Origin of the sequence: Peptoniphilus gorbachii, from assembly GCF_016908115.1 — a bacterium.
Lineage (GTDB): Bacteria > Bacillota > Clostridia > Tissierellales > Peptoniphilaceae > Peptoniphilus_A > Peptoniphilus_A gorbachii.
This window is the reverse complement of sequence record NZ_JAFBDH010000014.1, coordinates 1-13180: the sequence shown is the minus strand read 5'-3', so window position 1 is coordinate 13180 and position 13180 is coordinate 1. Positions and strand designations below refer to the sequence as shown.

13 protein-coding genes and 1 riboswitch are annotated in these 13180 nt (G+C 32.8%); of the genes, 10 read left to right on the top strand and 3 right to left on the bottom strand.

What is annotated here, in order from left to right:
* The first annotated feature begins 5 nt into the window (after positions 1 to 5).
* Both JOD41_RS08780 and JOD41_RS08775 read left to right on the top strand, forming a co-directional pair.
* Entirely contained in the window at positions 6 to 941 is a 936-nt protein-coding gene (locus JOD41_RS08780; RefSeq protein ID WP_205052509.1) for an NAD(P)/FAD-dependent oxidoreductase, read from the top strand.
* Positions 938 to 2719 carry a thioredoxin domain-containing protein gene (locus tag JOD41_RS08775; protein ID WP_205052508.1) on the top strand — a complete coding sequence of 594 codons (1782 nt, stop codon included), beginning with the start codon at positions 938 to 940 and terminating at the stop codon, positions 2717 to 2719. The genes JOD41_RS08780 and JOD41_RS08775 overlap by 4 nt, the downstream gene beginning before the upstream one ends.
* Before the next feature lie 83 nt (positions 2720 to 2802).
* On the opposite strand, the gene JOD41_RS08770 is transcribed toward JOD41_RS08775, so the two are convergent.
* A complete protein-coding gene (locus JOD41_RS08770; protein ID WP_205052507.1) occupies positions 2803 to 3432 on the bottom strand; it encodes an HAD family hydrolase in 630 nt (209 codons plus the stop codon).
* Positions 3433 to 3509: 77 nt separating this feature from the next.
* Between JOD41_RS08770 and JOD41_RS08765 the strand changes: the two genes are divergently transcribed.
* The 3 genes from JOD41_RS08765 to JOD41_RS08755 all read left to right on the top strand — a co-directional run bounded on the left by JOD41_RS08765 (position 3510) and on the right by JOD41_RS08755 (position 5767).
* Positions 3510 to 4568: a DNA polymerase IV gene (locus tag JOD41_RS08765; RefSeq protein ID WP_205052506.1), complete on the top strand. Its 1059-nt coding sequence runs from the start codon at positions 3510 to 3512 to the stop codon at positions 4566 to 4568.
* Complete coding sequence (locus tag JOD41_RS08760; RefSeq protein ID WP_205052505.1) at positions 4555 to 4971, top strand: PaaI family thioesterase; 417 nt, start codon at positions 4555 to 4557, stop codon at positions 4969 to 4971. The genes JOD41_RS08765 and JOD41_RS08760 overlap by 14 nt, the downstream gene beginning before the upstream one ends.
* 91 nt (positions 4972 to 5062) lie before the next feature.
* Complete coding sequence (locus JOD41_RS08755) at positions 5063 to 5767, top strand: YwaF family protein (protein ID WP_205052504.1); 705 nt, start codon at positions 5063 to 5065, stop codon at positions 5765 to 5767.
* 25 nt (positions 5768 to 5792) lie between these two features.
* Here JOD41_RS08755 and JOD41_RS08750 read toward each other — a convergent pair whose 3' ends face one another.
* Both JOD41_RS08750 and nhaC read right to left on the bottom strand, forming a co-directional pair.
* Complete coding sequence (locus tag JOD41_RS08750; RefSeq protein ID WP_205052503.1) at positions 5793 to 6548, bottom strand: formate/nitrite transporter family protein; 756 nt, start codon at positions 6546 to 6548, stop codon at positions 5793 to 5795.
* A gap of 78 nt (positions 6549 to 6626) precedes the next feature.
* Positions 6627 to 8030: a Na+/H+ antiporter NhaC gene (gene nhaC, locus JOD41_RS08745; RefSeq protein WP_205052502.1), complete on the bottom strand. Its 1404-nt coding sequence runs from the start codon at positions 8028 to 8030 to the stop codon at positions 6627 to 6629.
* Between the two features lie 114 nt (positions 8031 to 8144).
* Here nhaC and JOD41_RS08740 point away from each other — a divergent pair, with 114 nt between their 5' ends.
* The 5 genes from JOD41_RS08740 to thiM all read left to right on the top strand — a co-directional run bounded on the left by JOD41_RS08740 (position 8145) and on the right by thiM (position 13062).
* Complete coding sequence (locus JOD41_RS08740; protein ID WP_205052501.1) at positions 8145 to 8654, top strand: adenine phosphoribosyltransferase; 510 nt, start codon at positions 8145 to 8147, stop codon at positions 8652 to 8654.
* A 230-nt stretch (positions 8655 to 8884) separates the two neighbouring features.
* Positions 8885 to 10186 carry a phosphomethylpyrimidine synthase ThiC gene (thiC, locus tag JOD41_RS08735; RefSeq protein WP_205052500.1) on the top strand — a complete coding sequence of 434 codons (1302 nt, stop codon included), beginning with the start codon at positions 8885 to 8887 and terminating at the stop codon, positions 10184 to 10186.
* Between the two features lie 55 nt (positions 10187 to 10241).
* A riboswitch (TPP riboswitch) is annotated at positions 10242 to 10345 on the top strand.
* Positions 10346 to 10369: 24 nt separating this feature from the next.
* On the top strand, positions 10370 to 10885 hold the full coding sequence (gene thiW / locus JOD41_RS08730; protein ID WP_205052499.1) for an energy coupling factor transporter S component ThiW: 516 nt from the start codon (positions 10370 to 10372) through the stop codon (positions 10883 to 10885).
* Positions 10875 to 11681: a bifunctional hydroxymethylpyrimidine kinase/phosphomethylpyrimidine kinase gene (gene thiD, locus JOD41_RS08725; RefSeq protein WP_205052498.1), complete on the top strand. Its 807-nt coding sequence runs from the start codon at positions 10875 to 10877 to the stop codon at positions 11679 to 11681. The genes thiW and thiD overlap by 11 nt, the downstream gene beginning before the upstream one ends.
* Entirely contained in the window at positions 11671 to 13062 is a 1392-nt protein-coding gene (thiM, locus tag JOD41_RS08720; RefSeq protein WP_205052497.1) for a hydroxyethylthiazole kinase, read from the top strand. Before thiD ends, thiM begins: the two co-directional genes overlap by 11 nt.
* Positions 13063 to 13180 lie beyond the last annotated feature (118 nt).

The following is a 13180-nucleotide window of genomic DNA, read 5'->3' as shown; positions in this document are numbered from 1 at the left end:
ATTAGATGAAAAATTATGATTTAATTATAATTGGTGCTGGCGCTGCTGGTTTAAGTGCTGCCATTTATGCTGGTAGGTCTCTTTTAAATACTCTTATTATTGAAAAATTTTCCTTTGGTGGAAGGGTTAATGACACTCCAAAGGTCATTAATTATCCTGGTTTTAAGGAAATTTCTGGAAGAGATCTTATTAATGAATTTAGAGAGCAAGCAGAAAATTTTAGTACTAATGAGTTTTGCTATGGAACTGTTTCTAAAATAGAAAAGATAGATGAGGGATTTAAGCTAACTACTTCTAGGCGTAAGGAATTTTCTTCTAAGGCAATTATTATTGCTACGGGAACTTATGCAAAGATGATAAATGTGCCTGGTGAAACTGAATTTGCTGGTCGTGGTGTGTCTTATTGCTCTACTTGTGATGCTGATTATTTTAAAGACAAGGACATACATATTTTAGGTTCAGGAGATCTTGCCCTTGAAGAGGCTGATTATCTTTCTAATTTTGCCAATTCTATTAATATGATTATTATTCATGAAGAGGGAAATTTTGATGGCAATAATTTGGAAGTTGAGAAAATTAAAAAGAACCCCAAGGTTTCCTATACTTGGCACTCAAAGCTTGAGGGGATTTATGGAAATGATAGGGTAAATAGCCTTGATATTTTAGATTTATCTGATAATACTAATACTAGAGTAACTACTGATGGAATTTTTATTTTTGCTGGCATGAGCCCAAATTCTTTTTTTGTGAAAGATATTTTAGATTTAGATAATTTTGGTTTTATAAAAACTGATGAATGTATGAGGACATCTGTTGAAGGAATTTTTGCTGCAGGAGATATAAGACAGAAACCTTTAAGACAAATTGTTACGGCGGCAAATGATGGTGCAATTGCTACAGTTTATGCAGAGAAGTACATTAGAAATAGAGGTGTAAAATGAGAGTCTATCCAAGGGGAACAGTAGTCTACAATAGAGAAAAGGCCTACAATGGCATAAATTTAATCTCAACAGCAAAGGATGGAGCTCTTATTACTAAAATGGATGGCACTGAGCTAAAAAGATATTCAGTAAATCCCATGCCCGCAAAAATGCTTCCCAATAAAAATATAATGAGTATTTCTTCTTTTAGGTCATCTGATTTTGGAGTCAGCGATGGCATAAAACTCATTGAGTTCGATAAAGATGGAAAAGTTTTATTTGATTTTGACAAATTTAAATTTACAGAAGACAGGGGTTATCGCCCAAAGTGGATGGCTAGGGCCCACTCTGATTTTCAAAGAGAAGGCAATTCTCTTGGTTATTATTATCCTGGTGAAAAAATTATTGAAGGAGGTAACACTCTTTTATTAGTTCACGATACTATAAAGGATAAGAGAATTTCTGATAAAATGATTTTAGATGATGTAATTTTAGAGGTTGATGATGAGGGAAATATTGTTTGGAAATTTTCCTTTAGCGAACATTTTGAACAATTGGGATTTTCTGAAGAGGCGAAAAATGTACTTTATAGAAATCCTAATCTTAGGAATTCAGAAAAACCTCGTGGAAATTATTTGGATGTTACATCAATTTCAACTATTGGAGAAAATAAATGGTTTGATCAAGGAGATCCTAGATTTCATCCAGATAATATTTTATTTACGGCTAGAGCTGCAAATATTATTGGCATTATAGACAAAAAAAGATCTCGTATTTGTTATAAACTGGGTCCTAATTTTTCTGATTTTAAAAAAGTTGATCCCGTTGTTGGGTCTGCCTTTGCAAGTATTATTCCAAAGGGTCTACCTGGCGAGGGAAATCTTTTAATTTTTGATAATGGAGGAAGATGTGGATATGGTTCTCCAACGCTTACATCGCCATCAGGGCTTTTACCTTTTGTAAGAAATTATTCAAGAATACTCGAAATAAATCCAGTGACCTTAGCAGTTAACTGGTCAGTGGATCCAAGAGATTTTGGTTTTTCCATTCCTATGAATGGATATAAATTTTATTCGCCCTATGGTGGAAATCTTCAAAGATTGCCTAATGGCAACACACTTATAACTCTTGCTACAGAAGGTCTTGTAATTGAAATAACTCATACAAAGGAAATTGTTTGGCAATGGACTTGTCCTTATAGAACTACTACAGAAAATCTTTTGAAAAATAATATGATTTACAGGGTTTATAGATATCCTTACGATTATCTTGGCGTTGACGAAAGTGAAAATAAAATTGAAGAAATTGAAGATGCTTCTTACTTTAAGTTAAAAGGCGCAGGAGACTTTAAGTCTGTAGAAATAACTAATGTAAGGGGTGGAAAATTATCAATAGATATTGACCCACTTTCACAAGAATCTGAATCAGTAAAAGACCTTGATGAAAATAAAAAAGTTATAAAGAGAAATGAATCTAAAATAAAATATGTGACAGAAAATCACTTTGATGCTACTATTAAAAATCAAAGAGCTGCCATTATTATCTTTGGTGCAGAGAGATGTTCTCACTGCGAGCCACTTATGGAAGTTATGCAGGTTCTCTTGGAAGAAGAATTTAGAGAAGTTTCTTGCTACTATATGGATCTGGACAAAAATAAAGATTTTGCAGAGCAAAATGAAATTTTCCAATTGCCAAGAGTTTCTTTTTATAAAGAGGGCAAAAAAGTTTATGAATTTCTTGGAGAAAAATCCTATGATGAAATTGCTGAATTAATCGAAAAATATATTTTAGAAATTTAGATAATAAAATAAATTCAAATTAATTAAAAAACCCCTGCTGGAATATTTTCTCTCAAAGAATATTCTTAGTGGGGGTTTTTAGTTTATTTATTTCTATGCCAAGTTAAATTTACATAGGCTTTTTTATTTACTTTTGAATTTATTAAAAATCTATTTTTTACCATTCTAAGCATATATTTATCGTCCTTATAGGAATCGGAGTAGGCAAGAGAATTTTCGTAGTCTATTTCTATGCCCTCTCTTTCTAATATTTCATTTATGTTTTTTACTTTGATGTCTTTTTTGTTATTGCCGCGACATAATTTATAATCATTGTCTAAGTCTGTACCTATGATGTAGTCAAAGGGAAAGAGTTCACCAACATAAATTAAATAATTTGTGGCTGATGCAGAGCATAAAATTTTTATGCTGTCGTCATCATAGGATGAAAATTCATCTTCAAATTCCTTGAAGAAAAATTTGGGATAGAGATATTTTGTAACAAAGTCCTGGAGTTCATCTTCTGTAAAATATTTTATGACAGATACCATTTGGTTTTTCATAATGGTAAAATCAGAATTTAATTTAGCTTTTATATAGGCAGCAGATAAATTTAAGAGACTTTTAAAAATATTTATTTTTTTATTTTTGTAAGCATATTTATAAAGCTCAACTATAGATTCACAATCCACTACAGTTTTGTCAAAATCATAGAGCACAACTTTTCTTTTCAAAATCTCACCTCTATAGAATTATATCAAATTGTCTTCTTTATAAAAAGTTCTTGTGATATACTAAAACTGTGATATTTATGGGAATTATTATACATGTTGATATTGATGCCTTTTATGCATCAGTGGAAGAACTAGATGACAAAAGCATAATAGGAAAACCTCTAGTCGTAGGCGGCAGGTCCAATCATGGAGTTGTAACTACGGCTAATTACATTGCGAGAGATTATGGTATTCACTCTGCCATGCCCATGTATATGGCAAAAAAACTCTGCGACCACTTAATTATTAAACCCATGAGAAGAGAGAGATACTTGGAAAAATCTCGAGAGGTTTTTGACATTTTAAAATCTTACACAGATAAAATCGAAAAAGTTTCCATTGATGAATCTTATCTGGACCTCAGTGGACTTTCTTACGACGAAAATATTGTCTATGATATTCAAAGAAAAGTTTTTGAGAAAACTGGACTTAGTGTAAGTGTAGGTTTATCCTACAATAAATTTTTGGCAAAACTTGCAAGCGACTGGAATAAGCCTAAGGGCCTTATGATAATTAGAGAGTCTGATATGCCAGAAATTTTATTTCCCCTAGACATAAGAAAGGTTCATGGCATTGGAAGTAAGTCTGAGAAAAAACTTCGAAATATTGGAATAAACAAAGTTGAAGATCTTTACAATTTATCCTACGATTTTTTGGCAAATATGTTAAAAAAAAGTGGCGAAGAGATTTATAATAGGATTAGGGGAATTGACAAGAGAGAGGTTACACCAAATGCTGTTAGAAAAAGTCTTGGCACAGAGTCAACTTTTGAGGCAACAAAAAATAGAAGTGAACTCATAAATTATTTAAGGGAATTTTCCAGAGAAGTTTCAGAAGATTTAATTATAAAGGAAATTTCTGGCTACACTTTGACTTTAAAGATGAAAAATGAAAATTTTAAAGTCAAAACCAGGTCAAAAACTTATGATATAGCTATTTATGAAAAAGATGATATTTTAAATAAGAGTCTTGAAATCTTTGATGAAGCCTATGATGGCGAAAAGCTAAGACTTATTGGCATTACAGTTTCCAATTTAGTTGATTTAAATATAAGACAACTTTCTTTTTTTAATAGGGGGAGAAATGGAGAAAATTAATTTTAAAAAATTATTTGAAAATGATGAATATGTAAGGAGAAGTCATATAAGCTTAGTAGAACTTAGCGGCGATAATTTAGTTTTAAAAATGAAGCCAGAGAAAAATCAATTTAACGCCTATAATATTCTTCATGGAGCAGAAATTTTTGCCCTAATGGATACGGCAGCAGGCTGCCTTTCCATTGCCATGGGCAGGAAGGGTGTGACTTTAGATTCAAGTGTAAACTTTATTTCCAGCGTCTACCTTGGAGAAGAAATTTATTCTACCACAAAAATAATTCACTCAGGTAAAAGCACAGAAGTAATAGAGGTTTTGGCAAAAAAAGGCGACAAAATAGTTGCTAAGGGGAGTTTTACACTTTTTATTGTGGGAGAAATTGAAATTAGTGGAAAAGATTTTTAAAATAAATTTAACAGCTGAAAAATTTTTTTAATTTCTTTTTAAACTTTCTATGTTAAAATATTTGAAGAAAATATAAAGGATTTAATTATAAATGAGAAGTTTTTGGGATTTAGATTATGGCGAGGTTGGCTTCAAATTTTACGGTGCCTACCACTTTATTTGCCTTTTTATTATTTTAATATTTGGAATTTTCTTATATAAGCCATGGAAGGAAAATAAGACTTTTAGAAAAATTCTTGCCATTACTCCAATTACACTGGAAATTATTAGGCTTATAGCAGTTTTAATTGACGGGCATTATGATAGCTCATACCTGCCTTTTCATCTTTGCTTAATTGGAGCCCAGTTTATGGCAGTAGATGCTTTTTATGAAAGTAAAATTATTAAAGCCTGCCTTTATTATTTATTTATGCCAGCTGCAATTTTAAGTCTTTTTACGCCAGGTTGGGTTCAAGTAAATAAATATTCCTATGTGGCTATTGTTTCTTGGATAATCCACGGTATAAATTCCTTTTATCCAATTTATATTGTGATTTCAAAGGAATACCTGCCAAAGCTTAGAGACATTATTTATCCAGTAATTTTTATTCTTGTTACACTTCCAATAATAAAAATACTAAATAAAAAGCTTAATGCAAATTATTATTTTATAGAGGAGCCCTATGAGGGATCTGCCCTTGCTACTATAAAAAATGTCTTTCCCAATTATATAGTTGGACTTTTTATAGTGACAGTATTTGTAATGGTCCTTACATTTTTTATTTACAAATTAATAATAAAATTTAGAAAAAAATAAGACGAGGATTTTCACCTCGTCTCTTTTATTTTTCAGAAGCTATAGTATTATAAGTTATGCCAACTAAGGCGCCACCAATAATATTTCCAATAGTTACTGGTATTAAATTTTTAAGAATTAGGGCAAAAGAAAATTCTGGATTTAAAATTTTTGCCAGTGCAAAACAAGTCATATTTGCAACACTATGTTCAAAGCCAAGGCTTACAAAGGCAAGTATGCACCAGAAAATTAAAATTAACTTTGCTGAATCAGAAATTTTTCTTGAGCAAATTAAAACTGCAAGGCAAACTAAAATGTTACACATAATTCCCTTAAAAAGTAGTTGGAGAAAGTCAAAACTCGTCTTTCCAGTGGCTAGTTTTAATAGAGCGTCATTATATTCGGGAGAAACTCCAGTCATTTTAAATAAATATGAAATCAAAATTGAGCCTAAAATATTTCCAATATAGGAAAAAATTAAAATTTTTAAAAGACTTGCAGTGTCAATTTTTTTATTAAGTCTTCCCACAGTAGTCACAAGTACATTTCCTGTGAAAAGTTCTCCTCCTGCAAATACCACAAAGGATAGGGCAAGAGAGAAGACAAAGCCGTTAATAAATTTTACAGCTGCAATGGGAAGGGGAGAAAAGACGCTTGCTGAAAGTGTCATTATAAGCATTCCCATGCCAATAAAAAATCCTGCAAGAATAGAAGCAAGCATATACTTAAAAAGAGAGCTTTCAAGTAAATTTTTCTTCGTATTTGCAGAATTTGTAAGTCCAGTTATTATATCTTTATACATATTCCACCTCTTTTTTTTACTTCATTAAACATTATATCAAAAAGAGGCAGTTTTTCAATTGATGAAAGTATCTTTAACTTAATCTAATTTAAATTTTTTCTCATCTAGTGCTGTAATAATAATTTGAACAAGGGGCATTAAAAGATTAAAGAATAAGAAAGGTAGATAATTGATAGTTGAAACTCCAAGTATAGTAGTCATATAAGTTCCACAAGTGTTCCAAGGTATCATGGAAGATGTAACAGTTCCACCAGATTCAAGAGTTGATGACAAAAGTTTTGGATCTAGCTTTCTTTCCTTATATTCATTTTTAAACATTCTTCCAGGAACAACTATGGAAATATATTGTTCAGGCATAGTAGCATTTGTAAAAAGGCAAGTTAAAATTGTGGCAGTGACAAGTCCAACTGTGGATTTAATTTTACCAAGGAATTTTTTTACAATGGCTTCAAGTATTCCAGTCTCTTCTGCAATTCCACCAAACATCATGGCAATAATTGTAAGAGAAATAGAAGACATCATGTTATTAAGTCCGCCAGTAGTTAAAAGTTTATCCACTGATTCAAGACCAGTTTCTGAAACAAAACCATTTAAGGCAGCAGATAAGATGTCGCCAAAATTTATCTTTTGATAAATTGGTCCCAGAATGGCAGCTGAAATTATGCCAAGGCTTATGCCAGGAATTGCAGGAACTTTTTTTGCAATGGAAATTATTACAATAAGGGGTGCAATTAATAGGACTGGGGAAATATTAAAATTATTTTTTAAAGCTTCAGTTATAATACTTACGCTGGATAAATCTGCAGAGCTTCCCCTGTATTTCATTGAGAAAAATCCAAAAATTAAAAGAGTTAAAATATAAGTTATAATTGTAGGTTTAAACATTGCCTTAATGTGAGTGAAGACATCTGTTCCAGCCATTGCCGGTGCAAGATTTGTGGTATCAGATAGGGGACTCATTTTGTCGCCAAAATATGCACCAGATAAAACTGCACCTGCAGTAATTGGAGCAGGTATTCCAAGGCCACTTGCTATGCCCATAAGAGCAATGCCCATTGTACCAGCTGTGCCCCAACTTGTTCCTGTTGCAAGGGAAGTTATTGAAGTAATTAAAACTGTTGCTACAAGAAAAATTGATGGCTTTAAAATTAAAAGACCATAATAAATCATAGTTGGCACAACACCAGCTAAAATCCAAACGCCAATTAAAACTCCGATGATGGCTAAAATTATTATAGATTGCATGGCTTGAGAAATCCCCTTAATCATTGAGTTCTCGATAAATTTCCATGAGTATCCAATTTTTAAAGCAACAAGAGAAGCAATTAAAACACCAATTAACATTGGAATATGTGGACTTTCTTTATATCTTATAATACTTATAAACATTATTACTACAAGAGATAAAAAGGTAAATATTGCTTCAGAAAAATTTGCCTTTCTTATTTCCTTGTCATATTTTTTTATATTTTCTTTATTCATTTAACACCTCTGGCATAAATAGAAAAATTTAACATATTATATCATTAAAATAAAAATAATAAAAGTTTTAGTTAAATATCAAAGATGTTATACTATAAGAAAGTGGAGGTAATTATGGAACTTAAAAATAAAATTCGTGCAATAGAAAATTATCCAAAAGAGGGAGTTATTTTTAGAGATATAACAACTCTTTTAAAAGATAAGGATGCCTTTAAAAAAGCAGTAGATGAAATGGCAGAAAAAATTGATGAGGATGTAGACAAGATAATTGGCATTGAAGCAAGGGGATTTATTTTTGCCTCAGCCCTTGCCTATAAACTTGATAAAGGTTTTATTCCCGTTAGAAAACCAGGCAAACTTCCTTGGGATAAAGAAAGAGAATCCTATGAGCTTGAATATGGAGAAGACTCAATAGAAATTCATAAAGATGCAATAGAAGCTGGAGAAAAAATTGTAATAGTAGACGACCTTCTTGCAACTGGTGGCACAGCCAAGGCTTGTGTAAAACTTGTAGAAAAATTAGAAGGGAAAGTATCTTCTGCAATTTTCTTAGTGGAACTAGAAGACTTAAAGGGAAGAGAAATTTTAGAAGGAACTAAAGTAGAATCAATTATAAAATATTAAGAAATGAAAAATTCTTATCTCTATTAAAGAGATTTAAAAATTTTATGAATTAGTATTATATTTTTTCTTGTTTTAAAAGATTTTATATTATAAAATCAATAAATGAATAAATAAACTTATGGGAGCAATTTGCTGAGAGGAGTTAAGACTCGACCATCTTACCTGCTAGGATAATGCCTTGGCAGGGAAAAGTAAGATTACTCCTATAATTTTATAGGAGGTTTTTTTATATGAAATATGCCACTCAAAGGGAAGCAGCAAAACATGGTTTTGTCACAGAAGAGATGAAAATTGTGGCAAAAAAGGAAAATGTATCTTGCCAGTATCTCCTGGAGAAAATGGCTTGTGGCGAAATTGTCATTCCAAAAAACAAAAATCACAAATCAATTTCACCTGAAGGCATTGGAACAGGACTTAGGACCAAGATAAATGTAAACTTAGGAATTTCCAAGGACTTAAATGACATTGACATGGAAATGGAAAAAGTTGACATGGCACTAAAAATGGGTGCAGAAGCCATAATGGATTTATCAAATTATGGCAAGACTCAAGAATTTAGGAAAAAATTAATTGAAAAATCTACAGCCATGATAGGCACAGTGCCCATGTATGATGCAGTAGGATTTTTGGACAAGGGACTTTCTTACATAAAGGCAAAGGAATTTTTAGATGTAGTTAGAAATCATGCCGAAAATGGAGTGGACTTTGTGACAATTCACGCAGGCATAAATAGGGCAAATGCTGAAATATTTATGAGGAATAGGCGTGTAAATGAAATTGTATCTCGTGGAGGCTCTCTACTCTTTGGTTGGATGATGATGAATGATAGAGAAAATCCATTTTACCAATACTATGATGAGCTCTTAGATATTTTAAGAGAATATGATGTGACTCTTTCTCTTGGAGATTCCCTAAGACCTGGTGGCATTCATGATGCCACAGACCCTGCACAAATTTCAGAACTTATTACACTTGGCGAGCTTACAAAGAGAGCTTGGGAGAAGGATGTGCAAGTAATTATTGAAGGGCCTGGTCATGTACCAATTGGTGACATTGAAATGAATGTCAAACTTCAAAAGAAACTTTGTCACAAGGCACCTTTCTATGTCTTGGGACCTCTTGTTACAGATGTGGCACCTGGTTATGACCATATTACATCGGCAATTGGCGGTGCAATTGCAGCAGCTCATGGTGCAGATTTCTTGTGTTATGTAACGCCTGCTGAACATTTGAGACTTCCAAATGTAGAAGATGTTCGCGAAGGAATTGTAGCTTGCAAAATTGCAGCTCATGCAGGTGACATTAATAAATTAAAGGACGCAAGAAATTGGGATTTAGAAATGAGCAAGAGACGCCAAAAAATTGACTGGGAAGGAATGTTTGACCTTGCTCTTGATAAGGTTAAACCAAGAAAGTACAGAGATTCATCCATGCCTGAAGAAGAAAATACCTGCACAATGTGCGGCTCAATGTGCTCTGCAAAAAATATGAATTTAATACTTGAAGGCAAAGATATTAAAATAGAAGCTTAATCTAAGTGAACTAATATTAAGATTTAAATAATTTTAGTTCAGTGTAAAAATTTAATTAAATAAAAAAGGGAGCTTGTTGACAGGCTGAGAGGAAATTGTTAATTTCGACCATTACCTGATTTGGATAATGCCAACGTAGGGAATAGTTTTAGTTTTTATGTCAGCACTCTCTAGGAGGTAAATATGAAATCTAATACTAAGAAGTTAACTGTGGCAGCTCTTTTTGTTGCCCTTGGCGTTGTTTTTTCCTTTGTAAATTTTCCAGTGGGACTATCAAAGTGTTATCCAATTCAGCACATGGTAAATGTACTTTCTGCAGTAATATTGGGACCTCTCTATTCAGTCCTTGTTGCCTTTTGCATTTCACTTATTAGAAATTTATCAGGCACAGGTTCTTTAATGGCCTTTCCTGGTTCAATGGTTGGTGCCTTTTTAGCAGGCATTTTATATTACAAGACAAGAAAGCTTTCCCTTGCCTTTTTAGGTGAAGTTTTTGGAACAGGAGTTATAGGTGCCCTATTAGCCTATCCAGTTGCCAAGTTTATACTTGGAAAGGAAATGGCATTTTTTGGACTAATTATTCCTTTTTCTGTAAGTACTCTTGGCGGTTCAATAATAGCTACAATAATTATTTTGAGCCTTAAAAAGACAGCTCTTAATGATTATCTTAATTTAGAAGGAAATAAACATGGAAATTAAAAAGATTTTAAGCATAGCTGGGTCTGACTCTAGCGGTGGCGCAGGTATCCAAGCCGACTTAAAAACCATAACTTCTTATAAGTTTTATGGCATGACTGCCATTACAGCAATAACTGCACAAAATACTATGGGAGTTCAGGCATCCTCACCTATAAGTGAGGAAATGCTTAAGGGTCAGCTTTTGTCAATTTGCCAAGATATTATGCCCCATGCTGTAAAAATTGGCATGGTTGCAAGTCCAGGACAAGTAGAAGTTATATCAGAAGTAGCTGAAAAATATTTTAAGGATCTGCCCATAGTTTTAGACCCAGTTATTACATCAACTAGCGGCTTTACTCTTGTGCCTGATGAGACACTTGAGAAGATGAAGGAAATTTTATTTAAAAAGGCAACTTTAATCACCCCTAATCTCATTGAAGCTGGGATTATTTACGGCAAAAAAATTGAAAGTCTTGAAGAGATGAAGGAAGCAGCAGAATTTTTATATAACAAATATAAAGTAGCCTTTCTAATAAAGGGAGGTCATCTAAAAGACTCAAAGGATGATGTGCTTTGTGGAAGAGATGGGCTCTTTGTAATAGAGGGAAAAAACATAGACAACAAAAATACCCATGGCACAGGTTGCACCCTATCCAGTGCCCTAGCTTGTGAACTTGCAAAGGGAAAAAGTCTTTATTATGCACTTGTAGCTGCAAAAAAATATTTAAGTGGCGCCATAGCTTATGGCTTTGATATAGGAAGGGGCAGGGGGCCCCTATATCACATGTATAATTTGAGTGATAAAAATGAAAATTAAGGCAAATTTAAAAAATCTAAGGGACAAGTCTCCCTTAGTACATATTATTTCAAATAGTGTTACAAGAGCTAGACTTGCTGACTTAGTTTTATCTCTTGGGGCAAGCCCAATGATGGCAGAGTATTCCAAGGAAGTTGCTGAAATTACAAAAAAATCTTCTGCCCTGCTCTTGAATATGGGAATGTTAAATGAAGATAAAATTGAAGCAATTAAAATTTCTGCAAAAGTTGCAGAGAAAAATAATATTCCTCTGGTCTTTGACCCAGTTGGAGTTGCTTCTAGTAGCCTAAGAAGAGACTTGGCAAAAGACCTTATCAGTAATTTTAAATTTAATGTCATAAGAGGAAATTTTAATGAAATTAATTACTTGGCAAGGGGCAAGACCTTTACTGGCGTGGATTCAAAAGATGATAATTTATCTCGAGAAGATTTTATAGATATTGCCTTAGAACTCCAAGAAAAAAGTAAAGCTACAGTTGTAGTTAGCGGCAAATATGAAGTGATAGCCAACTCTCACTTATTAATTTCAATTTCTGGTGGCGATGAAAATTTAAAAAAAATCACTGGCTTAGGAGACATGGAATCTGCCATGATAACTTCTCTTTTGGCTGCACCCATGTCAAATTTAAAAGCCTGTGCTCTTGCTGCAATATTTTTAAGGCAGCTTGGTAAAAATGTCATAAGAGATAAGGGAGTAAATGCCCAAGATATTATAATTAAAATGCAAGGCATAGATGAAATAAGTGGAGAGATTGAAATTTTATCTCCTTCAACTAAATTTATTAAGCCAACTTTATATGGGATTTCTGAAGGCGATGATTTATGGAAAATAAAAAATGCAATTAAGGCTGGAATGAGAATTTATCAGCTTAGAGACAAATTTGCAGATGAAGATGTACTTGGAGAAAAAATCTTAAATATAAAAAGTGAAATTGATGGTAAGTGCCTTTTTATCTTAAATGACAACTTAAAGCTTGCAAAAAAATATGGCACTGCACTTCATCTTGGTCAAGAGGATGAAAAAATTTCTCGGGCAAGAGAAGTCTTGGGAAGAGATGAAATAATTGGTGCAACGGCAAAAACTGTAAAGCTTGGCATTGAGGCAGAAAATATGGGAGCATCTTATATTGGGACGGGAGCCTTTTTTGAAACAGAAACCAAGAAAGATGCCTCAAGGATTACACTAGAAAGCTTTAAAGAAATAAGAGAAGCTCTCTTAATTCCAGTCTTTCCTATAGGAGGAATAAGTAAGGATAAGTTAGACTTTTTCACGGGGCTAGATTTAGATGGTCTTTGCATGTCAAGAGCCATCTTTTCAGTGAGGGAAGATGAAGTAGAAAAAAATGTGAGAGAGGTAATAGATAAATTAAAAAATTTATAATATAAAAAAATCTGCTAGAATTTTGATGTGTACCCATAAAACTGGACACAATATTTAATTAACTAATTGTAGTGGATGCTAACCTATACTTTGTAGGTGGCATCCATTTTGTTTTTGA